This window comes from Herpetosiphon gulosus (assembly GCF_039545135.1).
Classification (GTDB): domain Bacteria; phylum Chloroflexota; class Chloroflexia; order Chloroflexales; family Herpetosiphonaceae; genus Herpetosiphon; species Herpetosiphon gulosus.
Genome location: NZ_BAABRU010000008.1, coordinates 244,739 through 263,320, shown reverse-complemented (window position 1 = coordinate 263,320; position 18,582 = coordinate 244,739). Strand labels below are relative to the sequence as shown.

Genomic DNA, 18,582 nt, shown 5'->3' with positions numbered 1-18,582 from the left:
GTACAAAACAAAAGGCTTAATCCAATTTACTGAAACCCTGATTTTTATTCATCCCAATGTTAGGTTATTGTTAGATTAAATATGACCATCCTAATATCGTACAAACAGTATACTATTAATTAAGTAAGCGATTCACTATTATGTTAGGAGAATTTTCATTTCGGACAAAAATCTAGATATCCATATATAAATTATTTTACCTTATAGGCTCTGTCTGATAATTCAGGATAGCTGTATTGATGGTGCAAGAGGCCAAATGGACGAATCCGAGATAGTTCAGCGCCAGTTTCTCAAACCGCGTGGCGACCGAACGGCACTCTTTGAGCCACCCAATCGTGCGTTCGAAGACATTGCGGGCACGATAGGCCTGTGGGTCATAGCCGATAGGACGACCAGCCTTGCGCACCCCGCGTCGGCGGCGTGGCGGAATGACTGACCGAATCTCATGATGCTGAAGCCACTGGCGGATACGGCGGGCATCGTAGCCGCGATCACCCGCGAGTTGGTGCGGACGGGTGCGGGGTTGTCCGCGATGCTGGGGGACGACGACCTGGTGCATTAGGGTTTTGAACGCCGTAATTTCGTGGGTCTGCCCGGGCGTAAGACAGGCGCATAATGGGTGGCCGCGACCATCGGATATGAAGTTTGATGCCGAATCCGCCGCAGGAGCGTCCGAGGGCGTGGTCGGTGGGTTCATGGTCGTCAAAGCCCTTTTTTGCGTGCGCCCGCTGCCGCACGACTGGCGCGAATGAGCGTGCCATCGATGTTCCATTGCTGCCAATCGAGCTGGCCATCGGCATCCACGGTGATGTGCAGCGCGGTGAGGATGCGTTCCCAGGTACCATCACGTCACCAAAGCACAAAGCGGTCATACAGCGTTTTCCACGACCCATAGCGATCGGGAAGCCAAGGAACGCCGGTATTGAGCTTCCAAAATACGCCATTCACGACGCGACGATGGTCATTCCACGGGCGGCCACGACGCGTTCCGGTCGGTAAGAGCAGTACAATTAATGCAAACTGCACATCGGTTAATTCATGGGGAGCCATACCTACCTCCTGCCACAGAGTCTACCATGGAATTATCAGACAGAACCTAAAACAATAAGCGGTTCCATGCTATTATGATCTGTGCCGCAGGGAACAACACAAGGAGCAGCATTGGCATGACGATGAAACGACCAGAATTTAATGTGTGTGTGTTCTGTGGTTCGCGCAATGGAGCGCAGCCCGACTATAGCGACGCAGCTAGGGAACTCGGTATCGCCGCAGCCCAAGGGGGGTTAGGCTTAGTTTATGGTGGCTCTTCGAATGGCTTGATGGGAATTTTGGCCAATAGTGCGCTGGCAGCTGGTGGCTATGTCGAAGGCATTATTCCCGATGGCTTGTTTTTAAAAGAAGTGGCGCATCCACGCTTATCGCAACGCTTTGTGGTACGCAGCATGCATGAACGCAAAGCCATGATGGCCGAACGTTCCAACGCCTTTATCGCGCTACCAGGTGGTCTAGGCACGTTCGAGGAATTATTTGAGATTTTAACATGGGCCCAGCTTGGCATCCACGCCAAACCAATTGTGGTCTGGAATGTCAAAGGCTATTATGACCCGCTGCTGGCCTTTATCGAAGGAGCGGTCAGCGAGGGTTTTGTGGCTCCAGAACATCGGCGTTTTATTTCAATTCGCAGCACGCTTGATCAAGTATTGCATGACGTAACAAATTTCAAAGCACCCACCAGCATTGCCAAATGGCTCGAACGTGATGAACTCTAAGTGCTCAAACTAACAATTTTAGGCCACAAATTCGGCGGGGATGCGTGATCCATCCCCGCCTGATCATTTAACTATTGGGTAATGTAGGGCACAAACAGCACAAAGCGGGTTGGCGCAGGCAAACTATATTCAAATGCACCAATATCACAAACCGCTTGGGTATCACCATCGCCATCTTGCGGGCGGGCAATTCCTCGTTGATCAAACGGACCACAATTAGCACCAGCATCAATCGCTGGACTCAGCGGATTCAGGCTGTAACTACGGGTCGTGCCTGAATGAAAATCAAACTGATCCAGCATCGGGTCAAGATTAAGTTGATCACTGGCTTGCGCTTGAAAACTACATGGATACATTGTTTGCGGGCGAGGATGCTCCAACAGATTATGACCAAGACTGAGAATTGTGCCCATACAATCATAGGCATCAGCCACACTGGTATTATAGTTATTGGCCACAATCGTATTGCCAAGGCTCATGCGACCAGTTGCATAAAGACCCGCTGTTCGCATATCTGGATATTTTGGATCATGTTCATAGTAGCGATTGGTATTAGAAACAATCGTTGAATTGGTAATTGTCATCAGCGCAGTCGCTTGGAGTTGGGCAATCCCGCTACCAGTATAAAACGAGTAATTATGGGCGATGGTGCTGGTATCGAGTGTTACCACACCTAGATTTTGGTAGATTGCTCCGCCATAACCAAAACACTCTTCTTCATTGCGAACACCGCCACTGCTACGATTTTCAACCCATTCACTATCAAGCAGGGTTGCCTTGCCAGCATGCTGATAGAGTCCGCCGCCAAGATCAGCATAATTGCCAATAAAGCGACTTCGGCTAACCGAAAGCGTTGCCGCATTATAAATTGCTCCACCACGCGAGCATTCACGGGCATTCGGATCACTAGAGCCATTTCCAACAAAGCTTGTATCAGCAAGCGTGGCGCTGCTTGCTCCACGCACCGACAAACCCTGTGGCGTATTATTCAACAGACTACTACCCGTTATCGTAAGCTTACCACCAAGGACATTGATCGCAGCCGAGGTTTGGTGACTATCGGATGAATGCTGAATCACGCTATTCAGCAGACTTAAATTACCCTTGATCATGTAAATCGCAGGTCCAAATCCACGCTGATTGTTATCAAACAACGAATTGGTAATAGTAACCGCTTGACTACTGATGTATAAGCCGGCTCCATGACCACTACCTTCATCAAACCCATCAACATATGAGCGTAAAACATTACTCCGAATCGTGCTATCGTCAATGCTGAGGGTTCCATTCAGGCTAGCAATGCCACCACCATAGTTATTACCTAGCATCGTCGAGCGCAGCAAACCATTGCGTTCAATCAAACTCGATTGAATATGCACATTGCCATAGCGTTGCAAAATGCCATGGCCGTAATAGCGCCCAAGCTCATCATCGTTATCCACAAAACCATTGCGAATTTGTAGATTGTTCAGGGTAACGGTTGCGGTGTAGATATCCAACACCCGATCGCTTTCCATGCCATCAATTATCGTGGTGGCCGAACTCACCCCAGTAATCGTTAAATCGCTCAGAATATCCAGATCACCCAGCGCACCAGTCTCATCATTCATGCCAGTACGGGTTAAACGATAGCTTGCCGCCGCTAGCTGAATCGTATCGTTCGCGCCGCCAGCCGGGCAAGCATCATAGGCTTGGTTGCTATTGGCGGCATAAAGCGCCTCGCGCAACGAACATGTACCATTATCGGCAATAAAATCATCATCCGTTGTTGTGACGACAAACGTCGTATGGAGCTTTATCGCCTCGGCAGGCAAATTCAAACCCACCACCATGACCCCAACCAATAGCCAACGTACAACAGCACCCATAAACCCTCCACAAAAAAGTTACAGCAGCATCAGTATGCACGTTGGCTAGACTAAACACAATCTAAAAAGCTCGGCTTTTTAGGGCACATTTGTGGAGTTTTTGTAGCTGAATGACTCGATTAAAGCAGGTATGCCAATTCTTGCATTCAGGGCTAGAATTGGCATACCTGCTTAATTAATATTTTTAAGTAGTTATTAGGCAAATACAATAATTGAGCGCAAGCTATCTAAGGTTTCTTGAATTGCTTGGGGAATAATCCCATCGTTGGTGATGTCGCTGACAATCGCGCTGATATGTTGTTCTAAAGCTTGCTCGTTGTCATTCCAAATGTAGGGGCGTTCGTGCGAAATCGGTTTGCCCACCACTTCACGCATCGCACTGTAGAGTTTGGCGGTCATCGGCGACAGCGTTTCAACTGCGTTGTAGTGACCAGTTCGCTTGAAGGTGCGTAAATCGACCGCTTGCACCCCAAAAATCAAAGCAATCGCAATATATTGTTGCAAGGTTTCGATGGTTTGGCGGGCCAAATTGGCCGAACCAAAGCCTTGGCTATTGATATTTTGGTTAAATTGCTCAGCATGAGTTGGAAAGCGATCAGCCAACGAGTTACCCAAAAATCCCAAAATTGGCATAATCGAGTTGCCCGAAATTTGCAAGCCTTTGAGACCCATATTGACCTTGCGGTCGGTGTTGCCGACCAACGAGGCTGATAAGCCATTGTTGAACTGTGGCGAAACCAACAAGGCAATTTGCACATCAAGGTGTTTGGCCATCAAGCCCATGTAATAGCGCAGTTGATCCATACCAACACCAATGTATTGGCCGAGGAAATTGCCACCATGATAGCTGGCCCCATCTTCGGTATTAATTAAAGGATTATCATTGGCCGAGTTGATTTCGACCCGCAAATGATGGGTGATATAGGCCATGCCATCAATAATTGGCCCCAAAAACTGCGGCAAGCAGCGCAACGAATAGCGATCTTGAATCAAATCGCCTTCGCGGTATTCATGTCGTCCATCAAGCTCATCGCGCGATAAAGCCGATCCTTCTAAGATTTGTAGCATATGGTCGGCGGCCCAAACCTGGCCAGTATGGGCTTTATGTTGATGAATAAAGGGGTGGAACGATTGATTGGTGCCTTGCAAACCTTGAATCATCAACCCATGGATATTTAGCGCCAAGCCCAGCAAAATCCGCGCATCATGCAGCACATTCGAAGCAATCCCAGTCATCACCGAAGTGCCATTCATCATGGCCAAGCCTTCTTTGGGCAACAACTGTAAGCGTGGCAAGTTTAGCCGTTCCAACGCCTCAAGACAATCAATATCCTCGCCATCAAAATCAACACGGAAAGCGGGATCAGTGCCAAGCAAGGCTCCAGTAATGCTAATCAATGGCACTAAATCGCCGCTGGCCCCAATTGAGCCAAACTCGCGCACATGCGGCGTGACATTGGCATTCAAAAAGGTCATCATACGTTGGATAATTTCCAAGCGAATGCCCGAAACACCACGCATATGCGAGTTGGCTCGCAGTAACATCGCTGCCCGTACATCGGCTAAGGGCAACAATTTGCCAGCGCCAGTTTTGTGATACCAAATTGCATTATTCTGCAAATCAGCAGCTTCCTCGGACGAAATAACCACATCGGCCATACCACCAAAGCCAGTTGTTACACCATAGACAGGCTTGCTGGCTTTGACAGCATCGTTGATATAAGCACACGAATCCTCAATTCGCTGCAAAATCGTGGGGTTATCGGTTAGCCCAACTGGGTGATGATGGCGAGCCACGCGAACAACGTCCTCAATGGTTAGGCCTGTACCTGTTAGGGTTACTTGGTGGCGCATGTGGTTTTCCAACGTTGAATTTGTTGATAGTCGCTCTAACATGTCCTAAACCTTTCGAACTTAGGCTCCAGCCTCGTTGCGTAAGAGCCGTTTTAACACTTTGCCGGTCGGGTTTTTGGGAATCGAATCAACGACTTTGATTGCGGTTGGCACTTTGAAACTCGCCATATGTTGGCGACAAAACGCGATAATTGCTTGAATTGGCAGCTGTTGATTGGGTTTAAATACGATTTGGGCTTCAACCCGTTCGCCAGTAATCGCATCGGCAACCCCATAGACCGCAACTTCAGCAACCTCGGATAATTGATAGATCACGTTTTCGACTTCAGCGGGGTACACTTTAATCCCAGCAACGTTGATCATATCTTTCAACCGATCAACGATAAATAAATAACCAGCTTGGTCTTTTTTGCCCAGGTCGCCAGTATGAAACCAACCATTGCGAATTGCTTGCGCGGTTGCGGTTGGGTTATTCCAATAGCCCAGCATAACGTTTGGGCCACGAATAATAATTTCTCCTACCTCATCGGGCAAGACTTCGACATCAGTTTCAATATCGACGATTTTTATTTCAACCTGCTCAATTGGCACACCAACCGAGCCAAGTTTATAGTCAGAAATATGGTTATAGGCGGCAAATGGCGAAGTTTCAGTTAAACCATAGCCTTCATGAATTGGTAATTTATATTTTGCATACCAACGCTGAGCAATTTCAACGGGCAAAATTGCTGCGCCCGAGAAAAAGTAGCGTACAGCATGGAATTGCTCAGGCTCAGTTTTATTCAATAACAAGAGATAAATTGTTGGTACACCAAAAAACATCGTCACTTGATCGGCTTGAATTGAACGTAGCACTAAATCAAGATTAAAGCTGCGGTGTAATACAATTGTGGCTCCAGCATTCAGGGCACTATTAAAAATCGCATTTTGGCCAAAACAATGAAAAAGTGGCACGCACAGCAATAAGCGATCGCTTGAGCGCATATCACAATAGCGATTTTTAGCCTGCATATTCGAGATAATATTGTGATGCGAGAGGGTTACGCCTTTGGGAAATCCCGTCGTACCCGATGAATAAACAATCGCAGCTGGATCATGTGGCTGCATAGCCCGAGCTTGATATTCCTTGGGCGCTGATTCAATTAAGCTGGCTAAACTTGTGGATGCATCAACTGAACCAGTCACAAACACATGCTTGAGGCTTGGGCATTCAGCAGTCGGCACGAGTTGGGCTAATTCTGGCGTGGTGATCATCGCGGTAGCTTGGCTATCGTTGACAATAAATTTAATTTCGTCGCGCTGAAGTTGCACATTCAACGAAACTGCAATTGCGCCGAGTTTAATAATGCCAAGATAGCCAACCATAAATTCAGGAATATTGGGCAAAAAAAGCGCGACTCGATCACCAACCCGAAGGCCAAGTTGGGCAAGACCATTGGCAATTTGATTGGCCCATTGATCAAGATCTTGATAGCTATAGTGAGTATTTTCAAAAATCAGCGCTAGCTTGTTGGGGCTGTGAAGTCGCGCTTTTTCAATATGCTGGGCAATATTCATCTGCTGTATCTTTCCCTTATCAATTCATGGTTGGTCAGTCCAACCTTCAATATCAGCACATTGGCACAAAGCAAGGCTTACGGGGTGCTCGCTGGGAGTGGCATCGCTGCCAACAGCAATCAGCAAACACCTCGATTGATCGCAAACACATAACCTAGGAATCAGCCTTAATTGAGCACCAGAGGCGGCACTGCCTAGGGGCAACCTTACGAGGCAACAGTTCGGGTATTCGGTAATTTACTTTGAATTAATTCCAGCGCTGGGCTAGCAGCTTCCAAGGCGCGAAATTCCTCGCCCATTGCCGTAACCCGTTGCCTAAAGTTAGGATTTTGAATCACTTGGTTGAGCATTGTTTCCAGCGCTTGGGCCGAAACTTTGCCCATCGCGCCCATCAACCCTAGCTCATGGTAAACAACCCGCGCCGCATAGCCAGGTTGATCACGGTTGCCTGGAAAAACCACCATTGGCACGTTGAAATAGACACATTCTTTAATTGTGCCAACCCCACCGTGAGTAATCATCACGCTGGTGCGTGGCAGAATTTGCTCGACCGAAGCCCATTGCAGCAGCTGCACATTGGCTGGCACATTTGCAAATTCATGGGCTTGAAATTTCTGGCCAAGCGCCATAATCAATTGCCAATCGGGACGGCTGCGCATGATGTCGATCACGGTTTGAAAAAAGCGCCGACTTGGTTTGTAGATATGACTTTGGCTGCCCAAGGTACAAAAAATCAGTGGCTTGTTGGGGTCAATCTGTGACCAATCAAAGGCCGCTTCTTGGCGATCAAGATCAATCGACGGCTCACAGTAGAAAATCCCTTGCTCAACGCTTGGCCGTGGAAAATCAAAGACTTGCGGGCAAAGTACGAGTTCGGGTATCTCGAGTTGGGGGCGTAAGCGTGGAAATAGGGCCGCAGGCACAACCATATCGGCAGGAAAGCCAAAGTGGGTTGCCAGTTCGGTTAGCTTTTTCTGAAAGTTGTAGCCAATCAAAAAGTTGGTTATTTTGATCGCTAGCCCGCTAAATTTCCAAGCCATGCTGGCCTTGGAGAGTGAGGCAGGCGTGTTATCGGGCACAATGTTAGTGACAACTGGCGGATAATTGACGGCCTGCGGAAGATTAATATTAATACTCAGACTAATCACTTCCAGCCCAGCATGCCGCACCATTAAGCTCAGCGGAGCCAAAAATCCATCAAATATACACAGATCAGCCCCAATTTCCAACAAACTACGTTTGATTGGATTTTGCGCTTCGCGCACAGTTTGAAACAACTTGAGATAAAAAGCAGTTTGCGAAACCTCTTTCAAAAAAGCTCGACCACGGCTGTTCGCAATTCGTTCAGTTTGCTGAGCACGAAAGCCTTTGGAAAAATCCTCAGCAAACAAGGGCAAATATTCAAAACCTTGCTTGCGAATATACTCCTCAAAATCGGCCAAGGCCAAATAATAAACCTGATGGCCTTGGACTTTTAGGCTTTTACCAAGCTTGAAACTAGGAATAAGATGGCCTTCTTCGGGAAACATACTGATAACAATCGTCGCCATTCGATCATACTCCTATCATGGTTTCCCCTCGCCTCATTAGGTGGGAGAGAGGGCTAGCTTTCAAGAGTAGGTTTTAAGATCCCTCACCCCAACCCCTCTCCCACTGCGGCGGGCGAGGGGCGTTCCAATGATCATGATTCGGTGATTCCCCCTCGCTTCGCAGGCGGGAGAGGGGTTGGGGTGAGGGAGTGCAACTAGGCTACGCCTTGACGAAACGAACGCACCGCCCAAAAAACGCCCAAAAAGGACAATACGCCCATCACTGCAAAGCCTTGCCAAACCGCCGGATGCTCAAGCTGGCCAATAAACAAGGCCCGCGAGGCATCAACAGCATAGGCAAATGGATTAACTCCCGCGACCTTGCGAATCCAATTTGGCGCTAAGGTGAGCGGTAGGGTAATGCCTGAAAGTAGCAAAATTGGCAAGATCAAAAAGTTGAGCAACGAGGCAACCGTGTTCTCATCTTGTAAAATTAGCGCAACTGCATATGAACATGAAGAAACCAACAAGCCCAGCAGCACCACAATCAACATCGAAAGCGCTACACCAACTGGATCAGCCCGCAAGCCCATGAGCCATGCCACGCCAACCAGCACCAAGGCTTGCAGCAACAACATCGTGACATCGCGCAGCAAACGCCCCAACACCAAAGCCAAACGACTCAACGGCGTAACTCGCATGCGCTCAAGCACGCCCGCGCGTAGCTCAGCAATAAAGCCAAATACCACAAACAACGAGCCAGTAATGCCCAACATCACCAACAAGCCAGGGGTAAAAACCCCAATTGCGCCGCCTTCGGGAAAGCCCTCAGTTCCAGCAATTGGCTCTAACAAGGGCGCAAATAATAACAATTGCACCACTGGTTGAAAAAGGCCGACAATCACCATCACTGGGTTGCGCATGGTCATGGTGAGATAATGCTTAAACAGCAGCCATGTATCACGTAGCGATTGCATTGAATATCCTCGAGCTAGTTGGCAGACTCGCGTAATGAACGACCAGTTTGCTTAAGAAACACATCATCCAGCGAAGGGCGCGAAAGTTCGACCGTTTGAACGTGCAGATTGGCTTCATCGATTAGCCGCAGAATTAATGGCAAGGCCTCGGAGCCACGATCAACCACCAAGCGAATGGTTTGCTCAGCATATTCCAGCGAATGGATATAGCTCTGCTGCTGCAAGAGATCCTTAACGTTGTGGTCACTTTCGGGCTGAAATTGCAAGCCCAAGGTGATTGTATCGCCGACGATCTGACGTTTGAGGGCATCGGGCGTGCCTTCAACCACAATCCGACCATCGTCAATAATTGCCAAGCGTTGGCAGAGCGCATCGGCCTCATCGAGGTAGTGGGTGGTCATGAAAATCGTTGTGCCCTCGGCATTCAGACGACGTACCTCGGCCCACAGCCAAGCTCGACTTTGCGGATCAAGCGCAGCAGTCGGCTCATCGAGCAAGAGCAATTTAGGTTTGTGCACCATGCCCAAAGCTAAATCGAGACGGCGGCGTTGACCACCGGAGTAGCTGCTACTTGGGCGATCGGCAATCTGCTCAAGATCAAGCGCTGCTAGCAATTCTTTAGCTCGCACGGCAGCATCATGAGGGGTTATGCCATAAAAACGGGCTTGCAAAATCAAATTTTCACGCGCTGTACAAGCGCTCTCAGCCCCGCCAGCTTGGCTTACATAGCCAATTTTTTCGCGCACTTGCCGCGAATGTTGTAAGAGATCGATGCCAGCGATCGTTGCCTGACCGCTGCTTGGCTTGAGCAAGGTTGTTAACATACGCATTGTGGTCGTTTTACCGGCCCCGTTCGGCCCGAGAAATCCAAAAATCTCGCCTGCTTGAACATTCATCGTTACGCCTTTGACGGCCTCGACTAAACGTCCCCGCACCCGAAAACTTTTGACCAATTCCTTGGTTTCAAGAATAATCATCAAGCTGCTCCGTTGAGGTTCATGTGTGATAAACCGTTTTCAGCATTGGAAGCCTCGACCGCATGATGGAACGAGGAATTGGCGGCAAACGTTATGTTTAGTTAAAACAATTGTTCACCGAGCAACCTGGCATTTCAGGTTGCTAGTACGCCAGGGGTGAGATGAGGCAGCAGATGGCGCAAGCATATTCATGGCGCTAGCGTCGGCTTCGTTGCATAGCTAGCACCCTAGTTACTTCCCAAACTAGGCTTTGGGATTATTTAGGTTGATTGGCGTTAACGCGTCGGACAATCTGCATAATCAAGGTGCTGATGACCCCCGCACCCAGTGAGGCCAAGCCAGCCTTACGCACTTGACCCTTTGATTGCAACAGCCCAACCAACATTTGAGAGCAAAGCACTCCCAAGCCCGTGGCCGCCAATACATCTTGTTGCGAACGGAAGGTCAGGCGATCGCGGTCGGTTGCCAACGAGGCCAAAAAGACCCCCAGCAAACAGTAGGAAGAACCAGACATATTTGTCAGCACAGCATCATCGTCAGCTTGGGGCGCAGTTACCAGCAAGGGCACAAAAATGCCCAGCCGTACTGCTGAGAAGGCCAAACTAAACGATTGGAAGCGGGTGATGGCTGTGCCTAAAATGCTGACGGCAGCACCTTCACGCAGAGCCGCAGCGAAGCTAGGGTGAACCAAACTATAGCTGAGAATTCGCCAAACCTGGCCTGAATTAAGCTGCGATTTTTGAAACGCACCCCAGCCAGCCTTGCTCCCGGATTCGCTTGGGTTGGTATTAATCAATGCAGCGAGGCCACTCAGCCCATACAGCACCGCCACCTTGGAAAAACTGTCGGTAACTGGCACCAACAATGCGCCAACTGGCAGCAAATCGGCAACATCAGTTGATTCTAGTGCGCTATCATCAACGGTTGCATGTTCGCTTAGGGCAAAAAGTTGTTTGGTGGCCTGCAAACCCAACCCGATCATGCTTAATCGATCAAATATGTTCATGCTGTTGTTGCTACTCCTCAATCGATTGGCTAGCTAAATCAACTAACGTCATCAAATTGCTGATCTGCCAGTGGCAAAACCAAAGGACAGGATTTGGGATCACAACCCAAGCTGGGGCAAAAATGTTGTTTTGTGATGCAGCTTTGGCGAATCGTGGCAATTGCACATCAGTCTATAGACCGATAAATCAATCTATAACTGATTAAATCGTACAATGTAAAGCTTAATTGATCAGCAACTACTTGGAAGATTTTTTATGATCGATTTTAGGATGACTTCTGGCAAATAGTCGCAAAATTAATGAGTCTTAGGGCTGATTTATGTTGGTGGCGATACATCAACAAATTAAGCTTAAATTTAACGAATCTTCGCACACAGCGTGGATAATAACCTAAGAAAATAAATTATGCAAGAACCCCAAATCCACTGTATATACATGCTCAATCAAATCGCAAGCATGTCTAGATATATTTAATTCGCCTTGACAATGTTAATGGGGTTTAACTATAATAGGCGCGTTGTAAGTCAGTTGTGCTAAAAATCGTTGATCGAGCTAGGCTTGTGTTAATCTCTTAACCTCAAGTTAACCCGATTTAACAAATAAAATAGTACAGTTTAGGGCTTCACAATAAGCTCATTATAAATAGCAAATTCTCCTGTTTAATCAAGGTAAATCCTCCTATTTCATCCTACTCCTTTACCAAGATAACAGATACCCAAGCTTTTTGTTTAACGATGTAAATGTATATAGCAACAGCTGATTTGGATAGTTTGCACAATAACTCGTGAAAACTTTTTTAGATAGTTTGTACAATATGCATTAACTCGAATAGCTTTACAGCATTAGATTATTGATCAGGATAAACTTCAATATTATACCGATCAATACAATTTTATTAGACTAAATTATTCTCAATTAATTATTTATAATTTATATCGAGTAAATTTATTCAATTTTTACTTAATCAATTCATTATTAATTTATTTATTTTCATAAGCTCGAAATTTTATTCTATTAAAATCGATTTGATTTATAGATAAGATTTCGATCGATCTAGGTGAATAAATTCTGATACTGCTTGCAAGTAGCAGAAATTTAACAGTTCAATACATATAAAGACCGATTTCAATCTGATGTAACTTCCAGTATATAGATGCTCACAACTTCGATTAAACCTTATCGCACAATGCTACATTACAGAGGATGACTATGAACAACCTACCATCTGGAACGGATAGCATCAAGCCTGAAACAATCGAAACAACCGCAGAAATATTAACTGAGTGGTTAATAAATCACTTTTGTACCTATTTAAATGTTGCCCCCGCTGAAATTGATGTGCGCTTGCCGTTTGCGCACTATCACATCGATTCAATCCAAGCACTTAGTTTAATCAGTAAGCTTGAGCAGTTTCTGGGGCGTTCGCTCTCACCAACATTGCTTTGGGATTATCCGAGCATTGCAACGCTGGTTCCAGCACTCGTCGGCACTGAGCAACCAGAAGTCGAGGTCGTGGCTGATTCAGACCCAAATGCTGATGCAATTGCAATTATCGGCATGAGTTGCCGCTTTCCTGGCGCTCGTAATTTGGCTGAGTACTGGGATTTACTAATCAACGGTCGCGATGCAATTACGGAAATTCCTGCCGAGCGCTGGAATTTAGAGGCCGTTTATAATCCCGATCGCAGTGTACCGGGCACGATGTACACCCGTTGGGGTGGCTTTGTTGATCAGCCTGATTATTTCGATGCAGGCTTTTTTGGCATCTCACCACGCGAGGCGATTCACCTTGATCCGCAACAGCGCATGTTGTTGGAATGCACTTGGGAAGCCTTTGAAGATGCTGGTCAATCGCCGCAAGCGCTGGCGGGCAGCCGCACTGGGGTCTTTATTGCTTCGGTCAGCGAAGATTATGGCCGAATTTTGTTCAGCCACCCCGAAATTATCGATGCCTACACTGGCCCAGGCACGGCTCACAGCATTTTGGCCAATCGGCTGTCGTATGTGCTGAATTTGCAAGGCCCAAGCATCAATATCAATACTGCTTGCTCGGGATCACTCGTCGCAATTCATATGGCCTGCCAAGCATTGCAAACTGGCGAAGCCGATCTGGTGGTGGCTGGCGGGGTTAATGCGAGTTTGCTGCCTGATGGCAATTTATTTTTCTCCAAAGCTGGAGCCTTATCGCCCGATGGCCGCTGCAAAACCTTCGATGCCCGCGCCAATGGAATTGTACGCAGTGACGGCGCAGGCATTGTAATTCTCAAGCCCTTGCAAAAAGCCTTGGCTGATGGCAACCCAATTTATGCAGTAATTCGCGGCAGTGCCGTCAACAGCGATGGCCGTACCAATGGCATCATGGCTCCCAACCGCCAATCGCAAGAGGTTGTGCTGCAAGAAGCCTATCGCCGTGCTGGCGTTAACCCCGCGACAGTGCAATATATCGAAGCCCACGGCACTGGCACAAGCCTTGGCGATGTGATCGAGGCCCAAGCGCTTGGCTCAGTTTTAGCAGTCGGGCGTTCAGCTGAACAACCCTGTGCGATCGGCTCGGTCAAAACTAATATCGGCCATAGCGAATCTGCGGCTGGGATTGCTGGGGTGATTAAGGTCGCACTGGCAATGAAGCATCAAATCTTGCCTGCAAGTTTGCACTTTGAAACTCCCAATCCTATGATTCCGTTTGAAGAACTCGGCTTGCAAGTTCAAGCGCAACGTGGGCCATGGCCAAATGCTAGCGGCCCATTGTTGGCGGGGGTCAGTGGATTTGGTTTTGGGGGTACAAACGCCCACCTGGTACTCGAATCGGCTCCAATTCGCGAAACCCAAAGCCCTAGTAGCAACGAAACCAAGCCTTTGTTATTGCCGTTATCAGCCCAAAGTGAGCCAGCCTTACGTCAACTTGCTGTCCGCTATGCTAGCCAAATTGCCGCCGCCAGCCCGAGCGAAGTCGCCAATATTTGCTATAGCGCTAGCGTTGGTCGCAGCCAACTGGATCATCGCCTTGCCGCAACTGCTGCTAGCCCAGCCTTGCTCGCCGAGCAGCTCAACGATTTTGCCGAAGGCCGCTCCGCTACTGGTTTGATCACCCAAGATCGTTCGCAAGCCCACAAATTGGTTTGGGTCTTTTCAGGCCAAGGTTCGCACTGGGTTGGCATGGGTCGCGGTCTGCTTGAACAACAACCAGTCTTTCGCCAAACTCTTGAAGCTTGCGATCAAGCCTTTGCTAAGTATGCTGGTTGGTCGTTGATCGCAGCCTTGCGCGATGATCAAACTGCTGAGCAGATTAACCAAACTGATCGAGCGCAGCCGCTCATTTTTGCCTTGCAAGTCAGTCTCGCGGCGCTTTGGCGATCATGGGGCATTACCCCAACCGCGATTGTTGGGCATAGTTTGGGCGAGATTGCAGCGGCCTATGTTAGCGGCGTGCTGACGCTCGATGAAGCGGTACAGGTGGTCTATCATCGCAGTCGTTTGATGAAGCAAGTTGCTGGCAAAGGCAAAACTGCCGCCGTCGAATTGACCTTCGAACAAGCTCGTTTGCTGTTGGTTGGCCGCGAACAACAGGTGGCAATTGCCGGCATCAATAGCCCAACGTCGTGTATTTTGGCAGGCGATCCCAGCACTTTAGAGCAATTAGTCGCCTCGTTGCAGCATAACGATGTGTTTGCTCGCTTGGTGCGCGGGGTTGATATTGCCTTTCATAGCCCACAGATGGAGCCACTAGTTCCTGAATTAAACGCCGCTTTGGCTCAGCTCAAACCACAAGCGCCCACGATTCCTTTGGTTTCAACCGTGACTGGCACGTTTGCAGAGCAAGCACTCTACAGCGAGGGCTATTGGGGCCGTAATCTACGCGAGCCATTCTTGTTTGCAACTGCGATCAAAAGTTTACTCGACAAAGGGTTCGATACATTTTTGGAAGTCAGCCCACACCCGGTTTTGGGCGAATCGATGTTGCGCAGTATCCAACATTTCAAGCAGTCAGCCCAAGTGTTTAGCTCATTGCGCCGCGATCAAGCTGAATTAGATTTGCTGTTTGAGACGCTTGGGCGCTTGTTTGTGGCTGGCTATAGCCCCGATTGGCAGCAAGTTTATCCCGAGCCGCGCCAGCGCAGCGCCTTGCCCAATTATCCATGGCAACGTGAACGCTATTGGTTTGATCAGCTTTTGCCAGCAACCAGTAATCAAACGTCGGCCCGTGGTGGGTTTGTGCCAGCGCTCTTGGCAGGCAAGCTTCAGACTACCCCCAGCGCTCAGCACCCATTGCTCGGTATTTCGATCGCCTCGGCGGTCAATCAAAGCCAGTTCTGGCAAACCAATTTGGCCGCCAACTATCCCGCTTATTTGGCCGACCATGTGGTGCAAGAACAGGTGTTGTTGCCTGGCGCGGCCTATGTTGAGATGATTGTGGCCGCCTTGCGTGGCCGCGGCCAACACCAAGTCACAATCAATAACTTGGTTTTCAAACAGCCATTGATCTTGCCAAATCAAGGCCAGCGCACTGTCCAGTTGGTATGCAATGCTGAGGATAATGGCTTTAGTTTGCAAATTTTGAGCCAAGCCACCGAGCCAAATAGCCCTTGGGAATTGCATGCCACAGCTACGGCGCTTGATAATAGCACGATTGCCAATCATTCAGCCTATCTCGCCCTCGCCGAATTGCAAGCCCGCTGCGCCGAAAACATCGCGGTGAGTGAGCATTATGCTCGCATGCAAGCGGTGCAATTGGTGTATGGCCCAGCGTTTCAATCGCTCAGCCACATTTGGCGCGGCCAAGCCGAGGCACTAGCTCAATTGCACCTAGCTCCAGCCATCGGCCAGCTTGCTCAGCACGATCAGTTGCATCCGGCCTTGCTCGATGCCACCTTCCAGCTCGTCGCGGTGATTCTTGCCCAACACACCAACGATCAAACCTACTTGCCAATTGCGATTGAGCGCTTGAATGTGCTTGATCGGATTCCAGCTGAAGCTTGGTGTCATGCGGTGTTGCGTTCGGCCCCTGCCGATGAAACCCTGATCTATGAAGCCGATTTGGTGATTGCTGATGCCCAAGGGCGGGTCGTGGTAGAAATTGCTGGCTTGAAGCTATTCCAAGTGGCCGCCGCTCGGATCACCAACAAACCCGAGCAAGGTCTGTATGACTATAGCTGGCAACCGATCGAAATCCAAGCTGCTGAACATCCCGCTGAGCGCTGGCTGATTTTGGCCAATACCCACGATCAATTTGCTAAGCAATTGAGTAACAGCTTGGCAGCCTATGGCCAGCAGGTCGATTGCCGCGAACAATCAATTGAAACCGCTGGATTGGGCGATTGGCTCAAACCCCAGTTGCAAGCCAATTATCACCAGATCGTTTGTTTATGGCCACTAACCACCAGCAACGATCACGCGCCAGTCGCTGGCGCAACCCAGCAAAGCTTGGCAATGTTGACGCTGTTGCAAACGCTCAGCGATTCAGACAGCGCCACGCCGCGCTTGTGGTGTATAACCCGCGGAGCACAGGCAGTGCTCGATCACGAGGTTGTGAATCTGGCGCAAGCACCACTTTGGGGCATGATGCGCAGCGCGGCCTTAGAACACCCCGAACTAACACCGAGCTTAATCGACCTTGCACCGATGGCTGAAAGCAACGAAGCCGCCCAACTCGCCAAGACGTTGTTGCAACGCGCCAATGAGCATCAACAGGCCTTGCGCAATCAACAGCAGTTGATAGCTCGCTTGCAACAACGCCCAGTTTCCAAGCCAACCACACTCAAACTAAGCAACCAAGCGGCTTATCTAATTACTGGTGGAAGCGGTGGTTTGGGCTTGGAGATTGCCCATTGGATGTTGGCAAAGGGCGCGAGCAATTTGATCATCCTTGGCCGCCGACCATTGCAACCAAGCCATAACGCTGTATCCGAGCAACAATCGCAGCTCGTGAATGCGCTCAGCCAACTCGAACAAGCTGGGGCAAATCTGCGGTATGCCGCAATCAACGTGGCTGATCAGGCTGCCTTGGCCGAGTTTTTGCAGCAATATCGCGCCGAAACTGGCCTCGCCATTCGTGGGATTGTGCATGCTGCGGGGGTGCTCGATGATCAAATGCTCTATCGCATGGAATCAAGTGCTGTGACCAGCGTTTTTGCCCCCAAAGTTGCTGGCGCATGGGCCTTGCACGAAGTGTTCAGCCAAGAACCACTTGATTTTATGATCTTCTGTTCATCACTGGCGGCCAGCATTGGCTCGGTTGGTCAAGCGCATTATGCCGCCGCCAACAGCTTTATGGATAGCCTTGCAGCCTATCGTCGGAGCCAAGGCTTGGCCGGGCTAAGCATCAATTGGGGGCCATGGGCCGAGGTAGGGATGGCCGCCAAGCTCAATCCCAACATCTTTGAAGCCCATGGCGTGCAACTACTGCAACCTCAACAAGCCTTAGTTGCAATGGAGCAACTGATCAACGATCAAGCAATTCAGACGACGATTGCTGAAATCGATTGGGCAATGTGGCTCAAAAGTAATCCGGTTGTCGCAAATTTAGCATTTTTTGCGGCACTCGCGCCGTCAGCCAGCATTGCTCAACCAGCCAGCAACCTAAGCCAAGAGCATGAATTTCGCCAACGGGTTTTACAGACCCAGCCCAGCGAACGTCAAGCGTTGATAACTCAACAACTCAAACACTTGATTGCCAAGGTTATGCAGCTTGATCCATCAAAACTGGACAGTCAACTAGCACTCCATACCCTCGGCCTCGACTCGATTATGGCAATTGAACTCAAAACCAGCATAAGCCAAAACCTTGGCGTAACCTTGTCGGTTGCCTATCTGATTCAGGGTCCCAGCATTGATGAAATTGTTGCCAATGTCAATCAACAACTATCCCTAGAACTATCATCGGAGATGTTTGCATCGCCTGAAACCCGCGATGATGCGCTTCAGGTGCTACTTGAACAAGTACAGCAAAGCGATCACGATCAGATCGCTCAAATACTTGCTGAATTAGAACAACTCTCCACTGATGAGGCTAAATCTCGTCTGGTTGGGTGAGGTATGGAGATTTCA

General features: G+C 48.9%; 11 protein-coding genes. 2 read left to right on the top strand and 9 right to left on the bottom strand.

Going from position 1 to position 18,582, the window contains the following annotated elements:
- Positions 1 to 196: 196 nt before the first annotated feature.
- Together ABEB26_RS26935 and ABEB26_RS13165 are read right to left on the bottom strand one after the other, a co-directional pair.
- On the bottom strand, positions 197 to 697 hold the full coding sequence (locus ABEB26_RS26935; RefSeq protein WP_486348307.1) for an IS5 family transposase: 501 nt from the start codon (positions 695 to 697) through the stop codon (positions 197 to 199).
- Positions 698 to 849: 152 nt separating this feature from the next.
- Positions 850 to 1,050, bottom strand: a complete 201-nt coding sequence (locus ABEB26_RS13165; protein WP_345722481.1) for a transposase — start codon at positions 1,048 to 1,050, stop codon at positions 850 to 852.
- A 116-nt stretch (positions 1,051 to 1,166) separates the two neighbouring features.
- Here ABEB26_RS13165 and ABEB26_RS13160 point away from each other — a divergent pair, with 116 nt between their 5' ends.
- Positions 1,167 to 1,769: an LOG family protein gene (locus tag ABEB26_RS13160; protein ID WP_345722480.1), complete on the top strand. Its 603-nt coding sequence runs from the start codon at positions 1,167 to 1,169 to the stop codon at positions 1,767 to 1,769.
- Between the two features lie 71 nt (positions 1,770 to 1,840).
- Here the strand turns inward: ABEB26_RS13160 and ABEB26_RS13155 are convergent, their stop codons facing one another.
- The 7 genes from ABEB26_RS13155 to ABEB26_RS13125 form a co-directional block, all read right to left on the bottom strand.
- Positions 1,841 to 3,637 (bottom strand): choice-of-anchor Q domain-containing protein, encoded by a 1,797-nt coding sequence (locus ABEB26_RS13155; RefSeq protein WP_345722479.1) that lies wholly within the window; start codon positions 3,635 to 3,637, stop codon positions 1,841 to 1,843.
- Positions 3,638 to 3,832: 195 nt separating this feature from the next.
- Positions 3,833 to 5,491: an HAL/PAL/TAL family ammonia-lyase gene (locus ABEB26_RS13150; RefSeq protein WP_345722478.1), complete on the bottom strand. Its 1,659-nt coding sequence runs from the start codon at positions 5,489 to 5,491 to the stop codon at positions 3,833 to 3,835.
- Positions 5,492 to 5,551: 60 nt separating this feature from the next.
- On the bottom strand, positions 5,552 to 7,048 hold the full coding sequence (locus ABEB26_RS13145) for a class I adenylate-forming enzyme family protein (RefSeq protein ID WP_345722477.1): 1,497 nt from the start codon (positions 7,046 to 7,048) through the stop codon (positions 5,552 to 5,554).
- 206 nt (positions 7,049 to 7,254) lie between these two features.
- Positions 7,255 to 8,598, bottom strand: coding sequence for a glycosyltransferase (locus tag ABEB26_RS13140; protein WP_345722476.1), 1,344 nt, complete (start codon positions 8,596 to 8,598; stop codon positions 7,255 to 7,257).
- A gap of 194 nt (positions 8,599 to 8,792) precedes the next feature.
- Entirely contained in the window at positions 8,793 to 9,554 is a 762-nt protein-coding gene (locus tag ABEB26_RS13135) for an ABC transporter permease (RefSeq protein WP_345722475.1), read from the bottom strand.
- 14 nt (positions 9,555 to 9,568) lie between these two features.
- A complete protein-coding gene (locus ABEB26_RS13130) occupies positions 9,569 to 10,531 on the bottom strand; it encodes an ATP-binding cassette domain-containing protein (protein ID WP_345722474.1) in 963 nt (320 codons plus the stop codon).
- A 256-nt stretch (positions 10,532 to 10,787) separates the two neighbouring features.
- On the bottom strand, positions 10,788 to 11,537 hold the full coding sequence (locus ABEB26_RS13125; protein ID WP_345722473.1) for a hypothetical protein: 750 nt from the start codon (positions 11,535 to 11,537) through the stop codon (positions 10,788 to 10,790).
- A 1,210-nt stretch (positions 11,538 to 12,747) separates the two neighbouring features.
- On the opposite strand from ABEB26_RS13125, the gene ABEB26_RS13120 reads away from it, so the two are divergent.
- Positions 12,748 to 18,567, top strand: coding sequence for an SDR family NAD(P)-dependent oxidoreductase (locus tag ABEB26_RS13120; protein WP_345722472.1), 5,820 nt, complete (start codon positions 12,748 to 12,750; stop codon positions 18,565 to 18,567).
- Positions 18,568 to 18,582: the final 15 nt, after the last annotated feature.